Below are 23,823 nucleotides of genomic sequence, written 5' to 3'. Positions count from 1 at the left end.
AATCAACTGATTTCTTTATATTTACCAGGCGTAATGCCTTCGTATTTCTTGAATACCCGGATGAAAGTTGCTGCATCGTTATACCCGACCAATCGGGATATTTCTGTAATGGATTCCTGTTTATGCTCAATCATTTCTTTAGCCTGTCGGATACGGCACTTATGAATGCAGTCCAGCAGACCCTCACCGGTCTGATTCTTGAAGAGTTTGGACAAGTAACTGCCCTTAAGCTCAAAATGCTCACCAATTGCGTTGACGTTCAAATTCACATCCGTATAGTTACTCTCAATATACTGTGTGACTTGGGTACTGAGATGACGCAGAGAATCCTCACGTTCTTGTGATACATTCGTTGCGCGCTTTTCACCGGCATAGGCACATACCTCCTCAAGCAAACCCTGCAAAGCCTCCTGCATCTCCTGGATGGTATCCCCGGCAATAATGTCATCAATCCGATGCGGGTAGTGAGTTAGTGTATTGTTATCCCTGTCCCCCAGATCATTGATGGCCTTTATCATCGTACCTACCAGGTTAAAAATCAGGCAACGAGCGAGTGTAATCGACATAATCGTTTTATCAAAGTTTCGCTCTGTAATCTCGTTCATGTAAGCGCTTGCTTGTTCAGTATCTCCCGCCTTGATAAAATTAAGAAGCTGTTGTTCTACCTGAAGCGGATAGTAGTAGCCAAACGGGTCATCCGCCATCGCATCGCTGCGGACATCCCCATAGGTAATGATGCCTTTCTTGCCAAGCACCATTTTGTATTCCATCGCGTCTACTGCTTCCTGGTATGCTTCGGCGATGCCAATCCACGACGTATGGCGTCCGCTGATGGAGATCGTCAGTTCCATATCATAGCGTTCCAGGAAGCGCTGCGCTTCTGCCGCAATGTGATGAAGATCCTGATTCCAATCCGAAGAATCCGCTTTCATATTTACAAGGCAGACCATCATATCATCGACTTCCGCTACATATCCGATGTGCTGGTGCTCCGAAGTCAGTTCTTCAACCACATTGGAAATAATGAGATGGATCAATTTGTTTCGTTCGTTGATATCAATACCCGGCAGTTTTCCATAGAGATTCTCTTCATTCTCGATTACAAATAAGATAACAGCAAATTCACTTGAATACAGCGGCATATGAAAGGAACGGAATGCATCTTCATAAGGCACGAGCGAATCCTGTTTGCCTTTGAGAAGCCGATTTATCATATTGGAGCGCAGCACCTGCTGATGTTTCTGCAACTGCTGGGCAATCTCGTTCTTTTCTGAACGTGTGTTCATGATGACCTTCTGAATAAACCGAAGTTCGTTCCGATCAGCAGGTTCGTTCTGCGAATTTTTGTCTTTTAGTGATTCCACGAGCTGTTGGATTGGGGAGTAATTCCGGCGCATGAAGAACCAGGTCAGTACACCTGCACTAATGAGACTCACCACGATACTGATATACGTAAAATTGCGGACATATACTGCCTTTTCCCAATACAGGCTGCTGGGAATAATCAATGCGTACTTGAGATCGGAAACCGCAGAGTCCATGTAGAACATCTCCGACTTGCCTACCTTGGCGTTATCCAATTGAACCTGATTGCCATTCATGAATGGCTTCAATTCCTCTGACCCCGGATGATTGCTCATCAGAATCTCGTTATTCTGGTTCAGAATCAGCAGCGTGGCATCACTAAAACCCGAAATGCTCTCAATCGCCTCCTGGAATCTTCGCGTATCCGCCATGACGACAACCGTACCCGTCTCCTGACCATTCAAATCATCAGGCAGACGTGTAATGTACGCAATGGAAGACTCCGCCGGAGCGGCATTCTGATGTGGCAGTATGACGAACTGATTCGTCTCTGTACCCAGGATCTGATCCCGCCACGCTTCGAAAGACATTGCACCTGTGTTATGTATGGTATGAAATGCCGTTCGCATATCCCGAATATTACCTGAACGGAGAATGGAATGGTCTTTTTTCCACACGACGTAGAATTCATCGATGGATGCGTAGGATGTTTTATAGAGACGGAGTTCCTTTACCAGTTGGTAAGCCGTGTACGGCGCCTCTTTGGCAGGCTGATTGGAATACATCAGCGTTTGCAGATTTGGGCTCCACGTCATCTCCATGTTTAACCGCTTCATCAGATCAACTTGTGTATCGATCGTATAACGCATCTGCTTCAATAAAGAATCGTTGGCCCGATGTATTTCACTCTTCAATGTCTCATTTGCTTGCATGTAAATAACCAAACTGATCAGAATCGGCACAATCAAAACAGCACTGTAAGAGACAAGCCAGGTCACAATTATGCTTTCTCGTTTTTGCCACAAATATCGAATGTTTAGCAACAACTCATCACCCAACTCTTCGTAGATTATCTATGTTTGGATCAGGAATTTATTATAACGGTAAGAGCGCGATTGGGATATAGATAAAAAGTTCAATTCGATTGACAAAAAGGGTAGCCACCACCGATTTTCCCCGTCAAATCAAGCACAAATAGCCCGAATAGACTAATTTCGTCTATCGGGCATTCGGTATCAAGTCGGTATCAAGTTGAAAATGTTTTTTAAATATTCTTATAAATTTTTTAGAAAATGCGGTGCTTCCAACCGTTTAATTTGGCACTCGCCTCCACGTAGAAATAGTCACCGTAAATGAGTGAGACGTTTACGTTCTGACCTGCCGGTTTATGACCGGTTCCCTCGAGAAGCATACTTTCGTGCTCAGGAAGATCCCAGGTTCCATAATGATCCCGCAGGGAACTCAGGATACGTTTGGCAACGGTAGCATAGAGTCGGCCTTCCGGATCAGGAAGTACATCTGCAAGCTCAAGCAATCCGGAAGCAGCAATGGCACCAGCGGAGCTGTCTCGTGGAACCTCCTCCCCTTCTTCGGGCTCAGCACGGAAATCCCAATGCGGAACGCTATCCTCAGGCAGGCTGGAAATGAAGAAGTTTGCCACACGCTGTGCAGCATCCAGATATGACGGGTCTTCTGTATATCGATACATATTCGTTAATCCATATAAAGCCCAAGCAGCTCCACGACTCCATGCCGAATCCGGCGCCGCTCCCTGTCCCCCTATCGCTTCTGCCCGTTCACCTGTTTCGGGATCAAATCGAATGATATGATGCACAGAACCATCTTCCCGCACAAATTGCTTCATGACCATATCCGCATGAGCTTTGGCGATATGGCTGAAACGCGGATCTCCACTCTCCTCAGACGCCCAGAAGAGCAACGACAGGTTCATCATGGTATCGATGATCGACCAGCCCAGCATGTCTCCATTCCAAGCCCGGATGAAGCTACCTTTGGTATTAAAGCGGCCAGCCAGGAAGTTGGCGGCAAATAAGGCACGCCTTGCGGCATCAGCATCTCCGGTGAGTTTGTATTTGATGACAGCCGTAGGCAGGAAATGAAAGCCCACGTCGTGATCAAAGTAGTTATTTTCGAGAAACTGTTCCGATAGCCGTTCATCCCAGTTCCATGCAGCCTCTTTATATTTCTCATCACCCGTCATATCGTACACAATCCATAACATACCCGGCCAGAATCCCGAGGTCCACCAATCGATTCTCATGTCGTCATAGATGCCATTTGCTCCAGCGACATGCGGAGACTTTTCACCTATGGCTGCAAGCATCTGATCGGCTTTACTTTTAATCTGATCCCACACGTCTTTGTTCACTTCATTTAATACGCTCATGTAACCTCATACCTCCTTACCGTTATTAAATTCTCTGGATTAACCTTTCAATGAACCAACCATGACACCTTTCACGAAAAAGCGCTGCAAAAACGGATAGATGCAAAGGATTGGTATCGTCGCTACCATAATCGTCGCATACTTGATGGTTTCCCCGATCTGGAAACGATCCCCAGCCGAAGCACCGGCCGACATACTCTCCGTGGAATTGGCGATCAGAATCTCACGCAGCACCAATTGCAATGGGAACAGTTCTCGACTTTTGATAAATACAGACGCATAGAACCATCCGTTCCACTTATCGACTGCGTAATACAGAATCATCACGGCAATGACTGGCATGGACAACGGAATAATGATACGGAACAAAATGGTGAAGTGATTCGCTCCATCAATCTTGGCCGACTCTTCCAGACTGTCCGGAATGCCCATAAATGACGTTCGCATGATAATCAGGTTAAACGTGCTGATGGCAAAAGGCAGAATGGTCGACCACAATGTATCTAACAGGCCAACGCCTTTTACAACCAGGTACAGTGGAATCAACCCGCCGCCAAAGAACATCGTGAAAACGATAAAGAACATGAACACCTTGTTCCACATCACGTTTTTACGGGATAGCACATACGCACCAAGCGCAGTCATGAACAGGTTGACGATAACGCCGAACACAAGAATAAACAATGTATTACGGAAACCTGTGGCTATACCTGGGTTGGCAAGTACACTCTTGTAAGCTTCCAGACTAAAGCCGACCGGCTTCCACAGGAGACCTTTGTTTGCTAACAGCTGCGCCGAATCACTTAAGGACGCGAATAACACGTAGAGCAGTGGATACAATGTGACGATGACGAGCAGGATTAGAAACGTATAATTGAAGATCGTAAAGATTCGGTCAAACCAACCGCTTTCCTTAATCAAAGTTACCACCTCACCATAAGCTGTTTTGACTCACTCTGCGGCTGATATAGTTCGCCGAAATCAGAAGAACGAGATTGATCACCGAGTTAAATAGACCGACTGCCGAGCTGTAACTCCATCCGAACTCCAACAATCCCTTTCGATATACGAAGGAGGAGATTACATCTGCTGTTTCATAGGTCACCGGATTATAAAGGAGAATGATTTTCTCGAACCCGACATTCAGCATATTACCCATCCGGAGAATGAACATGATCGTAATAATAGGCAGCAATCCGGGTAGCGTAATGTGAAACATTTGCTTGAGACGGCTCGCTCCGTCTATCTTCGCCGCTTCATACTGCTCCAGGTCGATGCTCATCAACGCAGCGATATAGATAATGGATTCCCAACCGATCCGCTGCCATATTTCAGACAGAACATAGATCGGACGGAACAGCTCCGGCTTTTGCAGCATCGCCTGACCGTCATATCCGAGCATCATGATAAGGCGGTTGATTAAACCATCCGCGTTCGTGAAGTCCGTAATAATACCACATATGACGACGAGAGAGATGAAATAAGGCATATACGTTATCGTCTGAACGACCCGCTTGAACGCGCGCTTGCGTACTTCATTGATGAGCAGCGCCAGAATAATCGGTGCGGGGAATTCAAAGACCAGCGTGTACAAACTGATAAGAAGGGTGTTCTTCAGAACACGCAAGAAATAATAACTGTTGAAAAACTCTTCAAAGTGCTTCAGCCCAACCCAATCACTCCCCAAAATACCCTTCATCGGAGAATAATCTTTAAAGGCAATAATTGCGCCGTACATCGGACCGTAATGAAATATTAAATAATATCCAATAACGGGAATCATCATGATGTATAAATACTTGTTCATCATGAAGTCCCGCACGAACCGGCTTCTAAAGGATTGACGATTGCTCATGATGTACCTTTTCACCTCTTTTCAATCGGGAGGGCTAGTGCCCTCCCCTTTTACAATTACCGGTTGTTGTAGCGTTCAAGTGCTGCTGTTTGGATTTCAATTGCTCGATCCAGATGTAACGATTTCATTTTCGCGACATAGCTCTCGAATTGATCCACCGGTTCGTTGCCCAGAATGATCTTGATGGTCATCTCATCGACGAGCGTGTTGATATCATTCATGATGGTCGCGTATTCGGAGCTCTCTTCAGGTGTAGGTGTGATTGAAGGCAGATTATATTTTGCGGCCTGTGTATTCTTCCATACATCAATGGCATCGCGCTGAGTCTGTAATGCAAAGAACTGCTCGGCATAACGTTTGTCTTGAACGAACGGACCGTTATAGCTGCTGCGGGCATATAGTGAAATCGCTTGTGCAGGAGCGAGTTTATCCGGATTCTTTAGCAGCAAGTCCGTGAATTTCGGATAATCGCCTTCCATGTTATAGCTGACACCCTCTTCACCGAAGTTGAAGAACATGTGCCCTTCCTCACTGTAGCCGTAATCCAGCATGCGAACGGCAAGTTCCGGGTCCTTGGCTGCCGTCGTGATGGCAACCGTGCCTTCCGAGGCATAACCCTGATTAAGCTGGCCGAATTTAGGAATATCACCTTTGTTAAGTACCGGATATGGTGCAGCGACCAGAACAGCATCCGGATCATTTGCTTCTACGAGCGGCTGCCATTTGCCGATACCTCCGCCTGCGTTACCGACACTAGCGCCAGTAGCACCAGAAGCGAGGTTACCATCAACAGATTTGGTATCAGCTGTCGAGATGTTTTTATCAATCAAACCTTCTTTGTACCATTCCTGGAATAACGTCAAGTATTCTTTGAAACCTTCTTCCGCAGGACCAAATTTGACCTGTCCGTCTTCCTGATAGAATCCGCGGTTTACACCGAAGGCACCCAGGAAAGCACCATTACCGGAATCGTTAAAGAATCGTGGCTTACTTACTACAGAGAACGGAGCGGCTGCGCCTTTCTTCTCTTTGAAAGCTCTCAGGGTTGTTGTCCACTCATCAATCGTTTCCGGAACTGGCAGTCCCAGCTCATCCAGCCAATCCTGACGAATGATTGGTCCCTGGAAGACACGAAGATACTCATCTCCCCGAATGAACGGAAATACATAGTAGCTGCCACTGTCCGTTTTGACCATCTTGTCGATGTCCGGATTGTCCTGCAGGTATTTCTTCAGATTCGGAGCATACTGGTCAATCAGATCGTTCAACTTGAGGATGTAACCATCATTGATGGCTTTCTCCGGTCCACCAGGGAAATCTCCGATAAAATTGTACTCCAGCATGTCTGGCAAATCCCCGGAAGCCAGCATCACGTTAAAGGATTCTCTGACCTGACCGGTCGGTGGTGCCGTGAATTTGAGTGGCACGCCGGTTTTTTCCTGCCATTTTTGAAAGAATGGAATTTCGCTGTGCGAATTTTTGACCCCGATCAAGTTTCCGTTAATTTCACCCCAGTACGTAAGCGTCTTATCCGTTTGAATTGGATAGGTTGTTGCTTCCGTTGATCCGCTTGGTGTGCCTTTTTCAGCATCGCCCGTTTTACTGTCTCCGGACGAACACCCCAGGATCGTTGTACCTAATAACAGGATCATCAAACTCGTAGATAACACTTTTCTTCTCATGGACCTTATCCTCCACCTTTTGGGAATGTCTGTGCTCTACCTCAGAGTAAGGGAGAGCGCACTGTAGCGATATTCGCAAAAGATGAAATGACATGTTGATTTCGTCAGAACCAAATGATCATTTAGCCAAAACGATAGACGAATTCTCTATATAATTATCTGCAATGCCTTGATCTTACAGTGTTGGCGCGGGTTTGTGACTGTACTTATGGCAGCACAAAAAAACAGACCATGAACAAGGTTCATCGTCTGTAACGTGGATGAATATGAGTGGATTGGAACATAAACAATATTTGTGACGGGGATTACCTTCGCATTTTTAGTCCCAAACAACTTCGGTACCTGCGATAAAATCATGTATTGCACGTTTGTCTTCTCGTACAGCAACCATGATGACACTCGCAATGAAACCAATGCCAAATGTGATTCCATATACCAGTCCTGCAACAACAACTCGCATGAGCATGGTTCCAATTCCAGGGGGCTCATGTGTATCGTATTTTCGAATTCGAATTCCGCAAATACGTTTTCCTATCGTTCGGCCACTCCATAATACAGGTAATAAAATGGAATATAATCCACTCAGTAGTTTAGCTAAAGGCTCGTCATTATCATAATTTCCAGTCAGTACACCTACAATAATGGCTAAAGGGATTGAAACAATAATTCCATCTAACAAGTTTGCTCCTAATCTAACCCAAAAACCTGCTTCTCTCAAATGAATGCCTCCTTTCATATGGATTTAGTTGAATGTATGTAGACACATATCCATGTAGTATAACAGAAAAATATTCCATTAAGTTCTTAATCATCCTATTCAAGGAATCGAGAAAGGCTCCTCAACTTTTGTTGAGAAGCCTTTTCATGGCGAACCTTTTAACTTTTAAATCTTTTGTTATATTTCTATTCAGCGTTGCTTCTGTCCTTCCAAAATCAGGTTACCCAAACGATCCATGAGTTCCATCCGTCCCATAGCCGTATAAGAATAATTGTAGTTATCTACGCTGGAGATTTTATAAATCTTCCCATCCTTGACGGCATTCATGTTATTCCACACCTTGCTGTCTTCCATCTTGTTCTCGCTATTCTCCATCAGCACCAGCTGGTCCGGATTGACGGAGATCAACGCCTCTATACTGATCTGTTTGCCTCCCCAGCCTTCGGGCTCAGGAATACCTTCTGTGCGTTTTAGTCCCCACTCGCCGTACAACATCTCTGCCGCACCTTTATTCGAATAGATCACCAGATTGTTAGGATAGGTTTCGATGACCGCAAAAGATTCACCGTTCACAGCCGATTCAAGTTTTTGCTTCCACTCAGCCGACTTTGCATCATATTTAGCCAGGAACTCATCCTTTTTGGTTTCTTCTCCGAACGTATCTGCCAGGAACGTCAGACGTTCTCTCCAATCATAATACGAGTATGGCAAAACAATTGTCGGTGCAATCAAGGACAGGGTTTCATACTGATCTGTATTAAAATCCTTTCCCAGAATGATCAGATCCGGGTTCGACGCAGTCACCGCTTCTATACTGAATTTGCTGCCGAGCCACCCCAGAACCACGGTATTTGCATCCAATTTGTCTTTAAGGGGTGGAGTGATCTGATCCTGCTGCCCATAATCGGCGCTGGTCGTCGCGACAGGCGTTTTGCCAACGATCAATAATTCCTCTGTTGAGCCGGACAGATCCACAATCCGCTGCGGATTAAGGGGGATTGTAACTTCCTCTCCATTTGGATTGGTGATGACTTTCGTTGTCGCTTGCGTCGTTCCCTCTGACGAACTAACCTCCTGACTGCTTGTCTGTTCAGTTCCGCAAGCCGCAAGTATCAGCATGGAGCATAGTGCAATCCATATATAAATTCGTTTTAACATTTAAATTATTCTCCTTTTGAGTAAATTCATCTATCTGGTTTGGACGACTGCGTTCATCGCTATACCTTTACCTGCCATCCCTCGGCATCATGCTGTAATTGCCACAGACGCGAATAGATCCCCGAGCCTAGCAATAATTGCTCATGCGTTCCTTGTTCCACAAGCTGGCCCTGATCCAGGACAAGGATCTGATCCGCATTTTGAATCGTTTTCAAACGATGGGCGATTAGAATTACCGTTTTGTTCGCGACCAGTTCATTAATCGCTTGCTGAACTGCGGCTTCATTTTCCGGATCAAGTGATGCCGTAGCTTCGTCCAGCAATACGATGGATGCATTTTTCAACAACGCACGTGCAATCGATATACGCTGTTTTTCCCCACCAGATAACGTCGAGCCTCCTTCTCCCACGAACGTGTCATATCCTTGAGGCAAACTTGCGATAAACTCATGGCAGCAAGCCCGGCGGGCTGCTTCTTCGATTTCTGCCTGGGTAGCCTCTTTCTTCCCTACACGTATGTTGTTACCAATCGTATCCTGGAACAGATAGACGTCCTGGAAGACAACAGAGATATCCTCCAACAGTTTCTCCGGGTCCATACGGTTAATTGGCTGCCCGCCAATGGTAATGGAACCTGACTGCACATCCCAGAAACGTGCAATGAGACGGGTAACCGTACTTTTTCCACTACCGGATGGCCCTACAAGTGCAGTAATGGTGTGCGGAGGAATGGTAAACGACAAATTCTTCAGCACAGGCAGCTCATCATCATAACCAAAGGTTACGCGTTCAAACGAGATGGCTTGATTAGGTTGTACGCTTCCTGTTCCTGTCATCGGCGCCTCCTGCTGCACTTCCATAATGCGCCGTGCACTATATGCGGAGTATCGCATTTCACCATAACTCATCAGCGCAACAGTCAGAGGTTCAAACACTTTCGTACCGACTAGCAAAAACAGCAGAAATATCGGCAATGTCAATTCCCCGCCAGCAAGCAAATAACTCCCTGCCAAAATCATCCACGTCATGCCGGAACGCGCAAGAAGCATCGCCCCCATAATCATCGGACCCATAATGCCTTCCAACCGAATGGATGCCGACTTCAACTCGTCAAAAGAACGACGCAGTCGTTCAAATCGTTCTCCACCCATATTGTGGGCTTTGATCTCACGAATACCGGTTAAATACTCTTGCAGCCGACTGGCCGCTTCATTCTTGGCTCTCACATGATTCTCGCTTAAGCGAACCTGAATGGAGTCTGTCATCCATAACAAGGCCACCCCCAGTGGAACAGCGACGAACATCGCAACTGCCATTCGCCAATCTACAAACAGCAGTCCAACAAAAGCCAACACCGGCAGCACAATTGCGCTGATGAGCTGTGACAGATTGTGAGAGATCGTATGCTCTACCTGTCCGTAATCACTCAGAATCAGATTGGTCAGATCTCCCGGGTCCCTTTTGCCGAAGAAACCCAATGATAGATGACGAATATGTTCAGCCAGCTTCAAACGTCCCGTTGCGGCGAGGCTGTATGCTGCCCGATAGGTTTTATCATAGAGAGAAGAGTAAGCCGCATACTCCACCAACAGCCATGCAAACAGAATGCAGCACACCATCCACATTCGCTGGATGTCCAGTCCCTTATCCGGTTCAGCGAAGGATTTGTATATCGTATTGAAAATATCAACGAGCAGCGCAGCCGGAATGATCTTGGCAATCCCGTCCAGAATGGCGGCTATGATGGATGGAAGCAGACTGCGGGGGTTACCACCCGATATGTTGTATAAATAGTTCCTCATTGCTTCGCACCTCCAAGCTTCCAGGAAGCTGCATGAATATGGGCCTGCCACATCTTCTCATACAAACCGTTTGCTTCGCGTAATTGTTCATGTGTACTTCGCTCAACAATGGTACCCTGGCGAATGACCAGGATCTGTTCAGCTGACCGAATCGTTGTTAGACGATGAGCAATAATCAGGACCGTTTTACCTTGAACCAGTTTGGCAAGTCCTTGCTGGATCTTATGTTCATTCTCTGCATCTGCATATGCTGTCGCTTCATCCAATACGAGGATGGGAGCATCCTTGAGCAAAGCTCTCGCAATGGCAATCCGTTGAGCTTCACCACCAGACAGGTACGTACCACCTTCTCCAATTTTGGTGTCATATCCCTCATCCAGCTTCTCAATAAACTCATGACAACAAGCTGTCCGAGCCGCAGCAATGACATCATCCCGCGATGCAGCTGTATTGCCCATGCGGATATTTTCCTCAATCGTATCGTAGAACAGATGTACGTCCTGGAATACAAACGAAACCGTCTCCATCAGCTTCTCTGTCCCCATTTCCTGAATGGGAACCCCGCCAATCGTAATTTCGCCTTGCTGCACGTCCCAGAAACGCAGAAGCAGATTGGCAATGGTAGATTTTCCGCCACCCGAAGGTCCAACCAATGCGGTCATTTCTCCTGCTTTAGCTACAAAATCAACTTCTTGAAGTACAGGTTTGAACGCTTGGCTCTCCTTTTGTTCATAAGCAAAGGATACCTGCCGAAAAGCCACTTCATATGTATCGGGCACTTGCGGAGAGAGAGGTTCCTGTACAACCGACTCGGCAAATACAGCCTTGATTCGATTCTGACATTCCACGATCTCACGCATGCCACTGCCCAGATACATCAGCTTCAGTAGTGGCGCGGACAAACTCGGTGTAATGATCAGAAATAAAATAAAGGTGATCGCGAAAGATTGATTGCCTGCGTTTTCGCTGGAAAGTAAAATGCCGATCGGAACAATAAAGGTAACCAGCGAAATAATGATGATGAAAAACATGCCATACGACGTCTTACATAAATCGGTTATTCTCAACGAGATATCGCGATATCTCGTTACTGCCTGTTTAAAGGTGAGAAACGAGTCCGCTGTAATACCGAATACTTTTACCGCCGGCATTCCTCTTACGTATTCAACCCCTGTTGAGTTCATTTCTTCAATCGCATGCTGAAAATCACGATATGCCTGACTCCCCCGCTCACTTCGGAAGATACTGCTTTGCAGCCAGAACCCGATAATCATGGGAACTAGCAAAACCAGTGCCATACGGTAATCTAGCCAGAACAAATAGCAAAGCAGCACCAGTGGAATGACAATTGCACTCACCAGATCGGGAAGCTGATGCGCGATGAACTTCTCTATTTTCTCAACGCTGACTTCAATAATTTTTTTCAGCTCACCTGTCGTAGTTCGAGTGTGATACCCCATCGGCACTTTTGCCACATGATCGGCAAGCTTTACTCTGAGCTGGTACAGGATGTTGAACGCAGCGATATGCGAGCACATGCCTCCGATATAGAGCGCAATAAGTCCGGCGATCAGCGCTCCAAAAGAGACGAATCCCCAATACATCAGCAAATCCCTGTCTAGGCCAGATGGCTCCCGAGCATGGATTAACAGTTCTTCGACGATTTTATACACTCCGATAAATGGAACCATTTGCAGCAGACTCGATAAAATCGAGAAGATACTTGCTGTAATCAGCAAACCTTTCCGCTCCTTGGTTACTTCCATTAAACCGGATACTTCAGATGTGGTGTTCATCCCGCTCCTCCTGACATTAATAATCATTCTCAATATCACGCAGTGTTATATACGCCCAATTAATATCTCACAGCACAGTGATCAGATACTACCTCAAAACGGAGCAAAAATACCTCTATACGGATAATAAATAGGATCATTCTGATTTATTTCATCTAAAAATTAAGGCAAACAAAAAAAGACCATATGTGACATATGGCCTCTTACCAATGATGAATGGATATCGTGAAAAATACTCCGGGGCAGAATAGTGTTCCCTTTGAGGGATCTTTCACCCTTTTCGTTCTCAACCCTTATTGGAAATTCCCATGTTCTCTGCTCGCATCTTATACCGTTGTATAACCCTATTTTCTACTATGGCGTAGATCATCCCCGCAAGAGCAAATAGCCAGATGGAAGTCGTTCGGTTCAAATGGTATGTCTCCACGATATGGTCTCTGAACATCTGATCAAATACCCACGACCCTAGTAACCCGCAACCGACACTATATACAATCACCCTGGCGATAATAAAGGGGACATATTTACGCAGAAGCCATGAAATCGGACTTACAACTACAGTATAAAAAGTGAATACGTGTGGGCTAAAGGTGATAAAGATCAGGAGAAAAAAGATGTGACCCACATTCCGCAGGCCATAGTATTCTGTCGTTGTAACTTTGTATCCTTCCAGGACTTCAACTGCGACCACAGCACTCAGCATCACGATAACAAACTCAATCCCCAAAACCAGAAAACGTTGAACAGCGTTCAGCAACACTCAAAATCCCCTCCCCTATCTAAACACCATTCGTAGGCATTAGGTTACGGGGTGAAATGGATTGGTTACGGCTGCTCGTGAAAAGCTTTCCAGAATGAACCCTCTGTATTAATAATATCCTTGATCTGGGCAAAAGGAATCGTAAACGTCGGGAATCCCGCAACGTAAGGAGCGATTTCATAAGGGCTAAAATATAGATGCAGTGCATCGGCTGTGACAAAAAACGGCTGATCCGGGCTGATTCCCTCATATGTGTCCGGAAAAACATAAGAGTATTGTGGATCATTCTTGATCTGATCACCTACAATTTTGCTGAGCACCTTTACATAATCACTGTTCGGTTTAAACAAATCCTTGAGTTCATACATCTGGCCGCTGCTCAGATTAATAATCGCATAGATCATCGTCGGCATGCCATGTGCTGCACCCGCCGGGTAGTTATAACCCGTGAGCTTGAGTTGAAGCAATTGCTGCTGATAGAACGTAATATCAAAATCCCCTGTATATGTGTAACCCAGCTTCTGATCCGCAGGGATTGGCTTCACTTGGGAAAGTGCCTTTAACTTGGCGTTTACTGCAAGCTGAACGGCTTGATCGGTTAACCCTTCAACCTGCGGATAATACACGAGGTAATCGGGGTTTGGCTTATATTTCTCTTCCCGTACGCGATATGGCGGGTGAAGTGGAACGATTGTATTTTGCCGCCAAATGATCTGCCCTGCGCGGTTTACATAGGATACGCGCTGGTCCACATACGCCTTGATCAGATCGGGAGCTACCAATTCGAGTGTGCCCGAGCCTTCAACACGGGGGTATCCCGATGCAGGTCGCCCATTTAGATCCAGAAAGAACGTTTGTGTTCCATTCGTGACTGAAGCCAGGCCTCCCTTATAATTTGATACATCCGTATATACAAAATCCGAAAGTTTTCTACCAGTGACCTCTGCAATTGCATAGACCGAACCTAGAAAAGACTGTTTGGGGTCAATCGCTTGCCCCAAGGCCAGCCGATGTTCACCCAGGTCTCGAATGTCATTGTAGGCGGGTGGGATGGTAAATGTGCCCTGTGTGTTAATAACGCCATAGATGTAGTTGTAATCCTCCGCTGTATTCACAATAGCGTATCCACCACTGAACGGAAATGCCGAAGTGAAGCTCGGCTGAATCCGGATATGACCACTTTCGTCGATATAACCGTATTTACCTGATGCTTCTTTCTGAAAAGGAAGTAATCCGTCACCTAGAGGTCCTACATAGGCATATGGATACGTCGCCAGCCGTTGACCATTTCGGTTAATTAACGCATATTCATTTTCCTTGATCTGAACAACGGCCTTGCCATCCTGAAAATCGTTCGCTGAAGGGAACTGCGCCCGAATGACCTCATTTCCAGAGGTGTCCAAATAACCGTAACGACTGACTTCCCCGCCTGCCTGACTGCTGTCTGAAAGGTAAAACAACGCTCGACCGTCCTTCACATCGGCTATAAACGGATATGCCCGTTTGGTCAATATTGCGCCTTGTTCATCAATCATCTTGAATCCTTGGGAATCAATGACAATGGCCCGACCTTCTGAAAAAGAATTAATGGAATCGTATACAGGTTGAACGACAAATTGCCCGTTAAGATTGATGATGCCAGTCTTCCCGTCTTTCACCACGACAGCCAGGCCATTTCGTTGAAAGTCTTGGGCATCGTCAAGTATCGGTTCAAGTCGAATACGACCTTGGGCGTCCATATAACCCCACCGGGTTCCAGATGTTGTTCTGACCGATATCGGAAACAACCACGTCGTTTCACGCGGACCCTCTGTGCCCATGGCTTGCCTAATCTTTTTTTCCAGCTCAAGCAGAACTTCCCGTGAAGGGTATGGTTCATTGAAGCTTAGCGCTTTTTGGACCGAAACGAGCGCGGCAGGAAATAATCCGGCCTTGTACTGGGCATCTGCGAGATAGTACCAATAGAAAGTGTAGTTTGGATAGTGTTCAGCCAATTGTTCGTAATATTTTACTACCTTAGGAAAGTAATACGGGGATACATCTGTTGCAGGAACCCATTTCCCATTCTGCCAGCGGATGATTTCGACCCGATAAGCTTCACCTGTATCATGAATCCAGAGTGCAATCTCTACTTTGCCATCTCTGCCGTGGTGACCCGGCATATCGATGATTTCCGCATGGCTGTAATACAAATCTTCTGGCGCCTGATCTGTCAGTCCTGATTCCGTCCAATCGTATACAGCAAGCTTCGACCAGATCGCACCGACCTGCCAGCCAACAATGAGATTGTTCCGCGCCGTGGATGTCACAGATGCCGCTGTCAGCAAGGTAACACCATAACCCAGGCCTTTCGTCAAAGACATCTTGATCCAGTGACCCTGGTAAAATTTCAGAACAAGCAGCATTAATTCTCCGCCCTGCTCATATACAGCAGCAATCTCCGGCATTCCGTCTCCGGTTAAATCTGAAGCATAAATGGCCGGATGTTTGACCGGTTTATCAATGGTGACGACAGTCGCGTCAGCCGGGATATGTTGATTGACAATTTGTGTTAACAGAGGTTCGCTCATGGACATGCCTGTTTCCTCCTTAAGACAGCATTCGCCTAATGGTATGGGTATGCATCATAAGCGGGGATATGACATCTGAGCGAATATAACTGTTAACTTTGAAAAGTTGAAAGCGAATAGCAAAATTTTATAAAAAAGAGCAGTCGTGAAGACCGCCCATTTTATTTGTAACCATCCTTAAGGATCTTGCAATAAGACTTTCTGTCCGTTCAACATCAAATAATTCACTTCATTTACCGTTATTGTCTGGGGTGATATCCACTTCATCAAATTGTTGTCAATGTTCAGGAACCCCGATTTGGGAAGAATGCTCGTGCCATCGTTGAGATAGAGTTCCATTTGAAGATTCTCAGGCGTTATTTGATTGATGCCTTTGCCCATGAGCGTAACACCCAGGGAGGAGACTACAATCTCTGTACGTATTTCCTCATCCAGCGTAAGAGTTGCTTTTCCAGTTTTACTTAATGAATCCTGTTTTAGATCGAAAGTTGTTTCCCAATTACCCGTAACGAACTGATCATAACTAGTAAAATCTCCTTTAAGCTGGAGCTTGTTGAGTTGACTGATATCCGAAATATCAAAAATATACTCCTCATAATCCCCACCGTATCGAGTACCACCTTTGATATAAGAGCCATAGGAGACACTATTCATGGGGATATCCTGCTTGTTCCCTTGATCATCAGTGAAGAAAAAATAACCATGATTGTATCTACCCATCTCGTCATTTGGATTAATCTGGATATGCAATTTCCCATCAACGAAACCTATATTGGATATATACATCCAATTGATCCCAGGCAACTTAATATGAGTTTGATCCTGACGAAGTACATGAATGAATTCCTGTTCACTTAATTCCAGAGCGGATTCACCTCCCCACCCGCTAATCCAGTCTTTGAGTGGATCAAGAGTGTCATATTCGCTCTGCTGTTTCTTACTCAGGAGTTCTGAGAGATTGAGCCCAGAATCATAGTTCTCCTCTTTATTTGAACCTGATAAAAAAGAACTAATCTGGACACTCATTCGATTACTGAGTCGTTTTCCCTGAACCAGAAATCGAATAATCGCAGTCTTCTCATCAGGATCATACTGTACTAACTTTGCGTTATGTGACCGACCACCTGATACATGAAAATCATATACATCAAGCGAAGCATTCACTCGGTCTTCTGTTAAATCCTTGAGGGCTACATAAATTTCAGTTGTGCTGCCGTCTCGAACTGCACCGAGAGTCTGCATGCGTATGCCCTGATCTTCACTGGTCTTATTTACGGGACGAAGAATGTTGATTCGATCTCCACTCAAAAATTGCAGAATAGATGAAAGATCAATTACTCCCATGGCCGCTGCTGCACCTGTAACAATAGTTAAAGACAGGATGGCTGCAATGGGGATATAGATTATTTTAGGGATTCTCCTTTTATACAGTTGTGTGCTATTCTTCTTTGAATTACGTTGAGAATTTGCCTCAAGGCGCGCTTTCTCATAGAATAATTTCTTGATATGGGTTAGATTCTGTTCCGTAAAATGATCTCCTGGATTCGATATGGGAATCACCTCCTCTATTTCTTCTGCAACCACCACTTACGCAACCACTGTTTCGAACGATAAATTTTGTTATTAACCTGTCTGACGTGCAAAGACAATGCTTCTGAAATTTCCAATGGCTTCTGACCTTCGTAAAATCGGCGTTTCAGAATTTCTCGGTCTGGTTCAGGAAATGATTCAATAGCCTGCTCCAATTCAAGTTGCCTTTCTTTACTAATTAATTTAGAGAGAATGTCCTCAGTTTGAACGAAATGAATGCTCTCCTCATATGAAATCTCACTTCTCCGATTCCATTTCCGGTAACGATCAATGGCTTTGTGCTTCGCAATGGTTGCCAGATAATTTTTCAAACTACTGCGCTCGGGTTGGAAAGAAAGTGGATTTTGCCAAAATGAAAAAAAGGTGTCTGCTACGCATTCTTCGATTTCTTCTGTTGAGGCATTATGTAATATGGAATAAATAATTTTCCACAACAATCCAGCATAGTTATTCATCACCCATTCCATAGCTTCATGGTCACGTCTAGCGACTGCTTCCCTGATCTGTTCTTCCTTCATGCTCACCCTCCCTTCCATATTAGATTCGATCCAGAAATCCATTTTACTCAAATAAAATAAAAAGAATTGCAGAGGCTCACGCTTCTGCAATTCTTTATGTATCAATCGGTTCAGGATGATTCTTGAGTGCTGAGCTGCACATACTGGGTGAGGCGGCAATAATGAAGCAACATAAGCTCCTCATCACCGTTCCCCAGAGCAGTTTTTCGGCCCTCTTCGATCATGAGCTCCAGTATTTCACGAAGGAAAGTCATTTGAAACCTCAAGGTCTCCGCGATTAGCTGTTCCAATACTTCAATATCTTTCAGTGTGAATTGGGATAATCCGCGAAGCAACAGCTCTTCTGACCAGCTGCTAATCTTCTGCATCAACTGATTATAGTCTTCCAACTCTTCCCGTCCTTCCATAACCCGTATCCAGTTTCAGACTGATCACTGTTGGACCCTTCAGGAAGCTGATCGGGTATATCCGTTGTTGCTCTATACGTACAAAAGCATAGAAGTCTTCGAGTGTTCCTGCTCCATAGCCAGACTCTAGCCGTTTGATCATGGTCTCCCATTCCGTTGAATAAGGAAGAGTTAGATCTAACGTCTCCCCATGGTCACTCTCCATCGTTAGAATAAGGTTCTGCGACTGCTTATCGAAGCGATGCTCTACAACCCGGGCAACCTTGATCATCGCCAGTCGTTCTTTCGGAACGGAAAACAACTCAAATGAGCGTGCATCCTCAGCGAGTACGGAGGGTATATCTTGCATGTACTTGCCCAGATTCATCTCTTCCACTGATGTTCGTGGCAACAGTGTAAGCTTTGCGCCTTCCCCGGAGGAGAGTCTATGCTCTTCATTTACTTTAACCGAGCGAAACTCCACCTCTTCCCCGGCAAATTGACGAAAAGTCAGATTGGGCAACCATGGAGTAAAGGAACCATAATGCTCTGTATATGAGAATTGATTATCTTCATAGTATACCGCCCGCACATCGCTGTACGTATAGATCTCCGCATCATCAAAGCAATAGAAATAATAAGTGATTCCGCGGTAACCGGAGCGTGTCTCCCATGCATCAGCCCCCAATCCATACAGATGCAGCTCTGGAACCGCATAGTATTTACTTCGGAAACTGCCAATGAGCTGACTTTGTTTGAAAGTAGATACCTTCTCTTGTTCAAGCACCTGTAATGCAAGATACAACTTGCTTACCCGATCAAGCATCGATTGCATGGAAAACCGTACGTGTCGGTTAAAAAACAGTTGCAGTTCCCCCTGAATCCCACGTAAACTCCGCTCAACGTCAGGAAGATGACCACTATGGGCCGCAATCGCCAGTGTCTCCAATTGAGCCATATACGATTGCGGTAGACGAGCAAGTCCCGTCTTTAGCAGGCCTGCCAGCATGGAACGACATTCCTGCACCGTTTGAAGTGAAAACGTGGCATCATGGACTCTTCCACTTATGGCTTCCGTATCATCCAAACCTTGTTGCATCCGATACCGCAATAATGCTTCAAGCTTGGCCATATTGCCCGCAGTTTGTTTTACTTTGCACAGGGCCTTAGCCAGACTAGCTTCCTCTGTAAACGAAACCTCAATTTCTTGTTTCACGAGACGCACCGTTAGAAGAGAATCTTCCAATACTTCAATCTGCTCAGGATATCTTAATCGGAACAGAACCTCCTCAATCAAGGAAGAACTATACGATTTAATCAAAGGAGCAAGATCCCATTCAACCATCCAGCGGAAGCGGGACTCCGTTACCAGACCAGACTCAGGTTCCAACTCTTCTGATGACGCTGCTTCACCCTGATTTAATGTATCCTCTGTCTGATGTTCCCGTTGATAATACAAAATCGAAATCAGTATATGTTTGCAAATGTTGTCTGCCGGACAGGAGCATTCCCAATGATCCAGCGTATTTTCAAGCGTACAATGTGTACCATCACTCAACTGACAACTCACAGAGGCTTCATTCCATGTGTATTGCACAGTCACGCCATTATCCAACTCTTTCAGAGACCGTTTGTACAATCCCTTATTAGCGTATCGAATCAAATAATCCTCTGTACATAGCTCCGAAAATATCCGAAATTTCTGTTCAAATCCACTCACGTGATCAACGTCCTGACGCTCTTAAAATATCATAGATCGTCTCACTGAACACACGACCTGCAATTTCACCCAAAGCAATGGACTTGTGATCGCTATAATAATAGTGTTTCTGACTTGCAGGTTTAAAGAAGTGCAGAGATTCCAGCGTGATATCTTCCAATCCTTCATAATATGAAATGCTGGTACCACTGAAGCGAAGTTCTGCGATAAGATCTCCATACTCTTTGTAAAATTCATGATACCAGCCGCCATCCTGTGCTGGACCTTTGATCCATCCGTATTTCTCCAGTGCTTTGGGGAATGCGGTGGGAGAGAAATCAGACTCCGGCAAGCGGTCATATTCAACCTTGTTTTTGTCTTCATCCTCAGGCACATGAATTTGACGATTCAGCTGCTCAAACGGCTGCTTGATCTCATAATCCTCCAGCTGCGTTTTCCATCCTTCGAGCGTAGATTGGCCAAGTTCGAGTGGATGAATCAATCCCACCAGCGATCCCGAAGGCAGCTCATATTCATCCTCATCGACGGTATTAAACGTGCCATCCTCCATATAACGGAACGTGGTGACCAACTGACCATCTTCATATGTGCCCCATATCAGACCTACAGCAAATTTCTGCATGATTACATTCTGTACAAACAATGCTGTCCACTCATCAGCAGACCACAGCCGTTGTTTTGACAAAGATTCTTCCAGACGTTGCGCCTGGATGTTAACCATTGTTTTGAGATCCTTCTTCAATTGTGTGAAACGCGCCTTAGATTGTGCTGCAAGTTCAGCATCATCTTTCTGTGCAGGAGCAGGTAGACTCTTCACAGATTTACCCGTTTCTTCATTTACAACAACGACCTGCAGATCTCCATTCACTTTAATCAGGAATGAACGCTCCCCGTAGCTCAGCTGCATCGTTCCATTCTTATCAAAACCAAGTGTGGTGACGAGTCGATCTTCCAGTTGTTCCGAGGTGAGTCCCAAATTTTCCGCTGCCAGCTGCAACGCTTCTTCAGCAGCACCCTTAACCTGGCGGTTCTTCACAGTGCGTTTAATCTTGTCAATCGCCATAAGAGCAGAAGGTTCCTTAAGATAGGCCAGTACTTTTACAGCATCAGCCGCAATGGCGCCTCGGCTGTTTTCTGTCCATTCCTTAATTTGGGGAGCCAATATATTCACAATTTGAGTATCGCCAAAGAGTGCCGAGAGGTACATTACCCACTTCTCCTTCGCAGAAGCACTCTCCTGAATCCACAACTGCAGCAGCTCGCTAGCAAAACGTGCGAGCGATTCCTCGCTTACATACTCACGGAGTTCATTCAGTCTTTCGTTCGGCGCAGATGTATGATCTATTGATTGGACCAAGATATATTGCTTGATTCGATCATCTAATGGTTGATTGTCCTCTGAACGTATCAGAGAAGGAAGATCGTTCAAGGAAAACCAACTTAGTCTGGTCAGCTTTTTGGCATCTGCCTGATCTGCAAGTGCCGCATGAGCATACTCTGGACTTTGATCCGCGGTATCCAGCAGAATTTGAATCAGGTTCTTCCATTCGGCAGACTTCTCACCCTTCAGAAGCTCAAGGTATATATCCTTGCTATTATCCAAACTGCGGATGGCGCTCAGAGCCATTTCTTTCACACCCGTTTTTTTCTCCGAACGATATATTGTCGTGTATAAGTCCTGGTCAGGAATCCGATTGAATTCAGATAATGCCACGCCATTTGCCTTTTTGGATGAATCCTGCAATCCGGCACGAATTGCTTCAGCTACCTGTTTAGTTGACAGCTCTTGACGTTGTTCAAAGGTGATTTCCAAAATTAAGATGCGCGTGTCCGTGGGTAGTTTCTTGTACTGTCCCAGAGCAAAGTCCAGATTTTGCTGAATGATCCGTCGATATTCATCCTGAGGCATCGATTTGTACTTATAATCGGTCATACCGTTGAGAGAAATCAGACTGGACAGCAATTTCTCTTGTTTTACCTCTGGATCTTGGCCGTAAAGTTCCAACAGCTTCTCACCGCTAAACGCGAAAGATTGATACATATCAGAAACGATATCCAGTGTCCACTCGGGATACGTGGTTAGAATCAAGAACCGACGCATCGCCTCCGAATTCAAAGGCAGGAAACTAATGCTGATCAAGTTATGAACGCGCCTTTTGTCACGATTCAGGTTATTAAACAGTCCTCGACTATTCGGATCTTCCCAGTATTCTTCAAAGGAGCTTTCACCGTTCAAATATCGTGCAATCGCAAGTCCCTGTCTGCCTCCATCTAATGGATGTCGTAGAGCGCTGAATACGGCTTGTTCAACCGTTTCATCCACATCTGGCACTGCGATTCCATGATCCTCCAGCACTTTTTTAATACACAATTTGAGGAATGGGGGTTTTAATATGTGGTATGCACGAATTGCTTGTTTCGGATCATTCACAATCGTTGATTGCAGAAATTGCCATGGTATGGTGTACGATTCGAGTTCATTACGCAACATTTCGATGAGCTGATATGGCTCGTCCAGGGGCACCAGCCCTGACAGCAATTCGTTGGCATTTTTCGTTCTTGTATCCATACTTAACAAATAGCGCCGAACTTCAAGTGGATAGATCTCATGTAATTGGTTTATGGCTTCGAGCAAAATAAGACCGGTCTCACTTTTGTCTTCAAGGAAACGTTGTTTGCCGCCACTGATGTTAACCAAATACAACAAAGCATTGCTCAAAAGGATCATCGTCTTGTCGAACTCACTGTAAGACAGTTGCTCCTTTTTGGAAAGAGAAGTGTTCGAATAGTTCTCAGCTATAACCTGATTGTGCTTCTCCTGGAGGAATTCATCATTTAATTCATATGCAGATTTGTTATGTTTCGTTTGAAAATTGCAAACCACCAATGGCTCAATCAATGCATGCAATTCTTTCCGCAGCTTATTTGTATCATGGGTCATCACATGTTGAAACAATGCAGGCAGAGATTGAGTGAACTGTTGCACCTGGGCAAGATGGGAAGGGCTATTATTGAGATCTGAATAGAGTCGAAGGAGTATCATTCCATTGATTACATCATGGAAATTCCCCTTCAGTCTGCTCTTTAATTCATCCAGAATTTCCTTCTCTCCAGCATAGCGATTGATTTTCTCCAAACGGGACAGCAATTCGCCCATCCGATCATTGGTTTTGCTCTTTCCACTCAGTCCATAAGCTTCCGAGTCGTTTCCAAGGCAGAGCGTAAAACCATCGGTTCTCCACGAATTTCTTCTGGAATAATTGGATTCCATATGAATTACAATGGCTCCCGCTCGAAAAAAGATGTCTCCGTCATCTTTTTTGGCAATTTTCATGAGTACTTCTATCGTCTGGTACGCATAATGGCTGGAACCTCCCATCATATCGGGAAACTTATCCGTCGTTCCCATCACATAATCTATGATTTCCGGACTCCGATCCGTTTTCAACGAATATTCATTGGAACACACCTCTGCAAACTTCTCCACCAGAGCTTCTACTGCGCGATCTGCGGTTAACATTACACATTCCTCCTCGAATATGAGTTTATAAATGAT

The 23,823-nt window shown here is 45.3% G+C and carries 16 protein-coding genes; all 16 read right to left on the bottom strand.

Annotated features, from left to right (window positions below; all coding sequences use genetic code 11):
* Positions 1-2: 2 nt before the first annotated feature.
* The 16 genes from AC3ITG_RS16490 to AC3ITG_RS16415 all read right to left on the bottom strand — a co-directional run bounded on the left by AC3ITG_RS16490 (position 3) and on the right by AC3ITG_RS16415 (position 23,787).
* Positions 3-2,303 (bottom strand): helix-turn-helix domain-containing protein, encoded by a 2,301-nt coding sequence (locus tag AC3ITG_RS16490; RefSeq protein WP_489250671.1) that lies wholly within the window; start codon positions 2,301-2,303, stop codon positions 3-5.
* Positions 2,304-2,590: 287 nt separating this feature from the next.
* Complete coding sequence (locus AC3ITG_RS16485; protein ID WP_489254475.1) at positions 2,591-3,649, bottom strand: glycoside hydrolase family 88 protein; 1,059 nt, start codon at positions 3,647-3,649, stop codon at positions 2,591-2,593.
* A gap of 102 nt (positions 3,650-3,751) precedes the next feature.
* Positions 3,752-4,633: a carbohydrate ABC transporter permease gene (locus tag AC3ITG_RS16480; RefSeq protein WP_063563855.1), complete on the bottom strand. Its 882-nt coding sequence runs from the start codon at positions 4,631-4,633 to the stop codon at positions 3,752-3,754.
* Positions 4,634-4,643: 10 nt separating this feature from the next.
* Complete coding sequence (locus AC3ITG_RS16475) at positions 4,644-5,567, bottom strand: ABC transporter permease (RefSeq protein WP_063563856.1); 924 nt, start codon at positions 5,565-5,567, stop codon at positions 4,644-4,646.
* Positions 5,568-5,623: 56 nt separating this feature from the next.
* The gene (locus AC3ITG_RS16470) at positions 5,624-7,249 is read right to left on the bottom strand and encodes a type 2 periplasmic-binding domain-containing protein (RefSeq protein WP_489250670.1); all 1,626 of its coding nucleotides are present in this window, start codon (positions 7,247-7,249) and stop codon (positions 5,624-5,626) included.
* A 319-nt stretch (positions 7,250-7,568) separates the two neighbouring features.
* Positions 7,569-7,985 carry an RDD family protein gene (locus tag AC3ITG_RS16465; protein ID WP_076288706.1) on the bottom strand — a complete coding sequence of 139 codons (417 nt, stop codon included), beginning with the start codon at positions 7,983-7,985 and terminating at the stop codon, positions 7,569-7,571.
* Positions 7,986-8,156: 171 nt separating this feature from the next.
* Complete coding sequence (locus AC3ITG_RS16460; protein ID WP_489250669.1) at positions 8,157-9,125, bottom strand: ABC transporter substrate-binding protein; 969 nt, start codon at positions 9,123-9,125, stop codon at positions 8,157-8,159.
* Positions 9,126-9,184: 59 nt separating this feature from the next.
* Positions 9,185-10,927 (bottom strand): ABC transporter ATP-binding protein, encoded by a 1,743-nt coding sequence (locus tag AC3ITG_RS16455; RefSeq protein WP_489250668.1) that lies wholly within the window; start codon positions 10,925-10,927, stop codon positions 9,185-9,187.
* Positions 10,924-12,723, bottom strand: coding sequence for an ABC transporter ATP-binding protein (locus tag AC3ITG_RS16450; protein ID WP_489250667.1), 1,800 nt, complete (start codon positions 12,721-12,723; stop codon positions 10,924-10,926). Before AC3ITG_RS16450 ends, AC3ITG_RS16455 begins: the two co-directional genes overlap by 4 nt.
* A gap of 286 nt (positions 12,724-13,009) precedes the next feature.
* Positions 13,010-13,483: a hypothetical protein gene (locus AC3ITG_RS16445; protein WP_489250666.1), complete on the bottom strand. Its 474-nt coding sequence runs from the start codon at positions 13,481-13,483 to the stop codon at positions 13,010-13,012.
* 65 nt (positions 13,484-13,548) lie between these two features.
* Complete coding sequence (locus tag AC3ITG_RS16440) at positions 13,549-16,059, bottom strand: WG repeat-containing protein (RefSeq protein ID WP_489250665.1); 2,511 nt, start codon at positions 16,057-16,059, stop codon at positions 13,549-13,551.
* A gap of 171 nt (positions 16,060-16,230) precedes the next feature.
* Complete coding sequence (locus AC3ITG_RS16435) at positions 16,231-17,637, bottom strand: DUF4179 domain-containing protein (RefSeq protein WP_489250664.1); 1,407 nt, start codon at positions 17,635-17,637, stop codon at positions 16,231-16,233.
* Positions 17,619-18,161 (bottom strand): sigma-70 family RNA polymerase sigma factor, encoded by a 543-nt coding sequence (locus tag AC3ITG_RS16430; protein WP_413025667.1) that lies wholly within the window; start codon positions 18,159-18,161, stop codon positions 17,619-17,621. The genes AC3ITG_RS16435 and AC3ITG_RS16430 overlap by 19 nt, the downstream gene beginning before the upstream one ends.
* 110 nt (positions 18,162-18,271) lie before the next feature.
* Entirely contained in the window at positions 18,272-18,550 is a 279-nt protein-coding gene (locus AC3ITG_RS16425) for a hypothetical protein (RefSeq protein ID WP_489250663.1), read from the bottom strand.
* Positions 18,537-20,267 (bottom strand): hypothetical protein, encoded by a 1,731-nt coding sequence (locus AC3ITG_RS16420; RefSeq protein ID WP_489250662.1) that lies wholly within the window; start codon positions 20,265-20,267, stop codon positions 18,537-18,539. Before AC3ITG_RS16420 ends, AC3ITG_RS16425 begins: the two co-directional genes overlap by 14 nt.
* 4 nt (positions 20,268-20,271) lie before the next feature.
* A complete protein-coding gene (locus AC3ITG_RS16415) occupies positions 20,272-23,787 on the bottom strand; it encodes a DUF4132 domain-containing protein (RefSeq protein WP_489250661.1) in 3,516 nt (1,171 codons plus the stop codon).
* Between the last annotated feature and the right edge of the window lie 36 nt (positions 23,788-23,823).

The sequence above is a fragment of the Paenibacillus sp. GL_099_B genome, assembly GCF_057835695.1.
The sequence above is the reverse complement of the archived record's forward strand: the minus strand, read 5'-3'. Positions and strand labels throughout refer to the sequence as shown.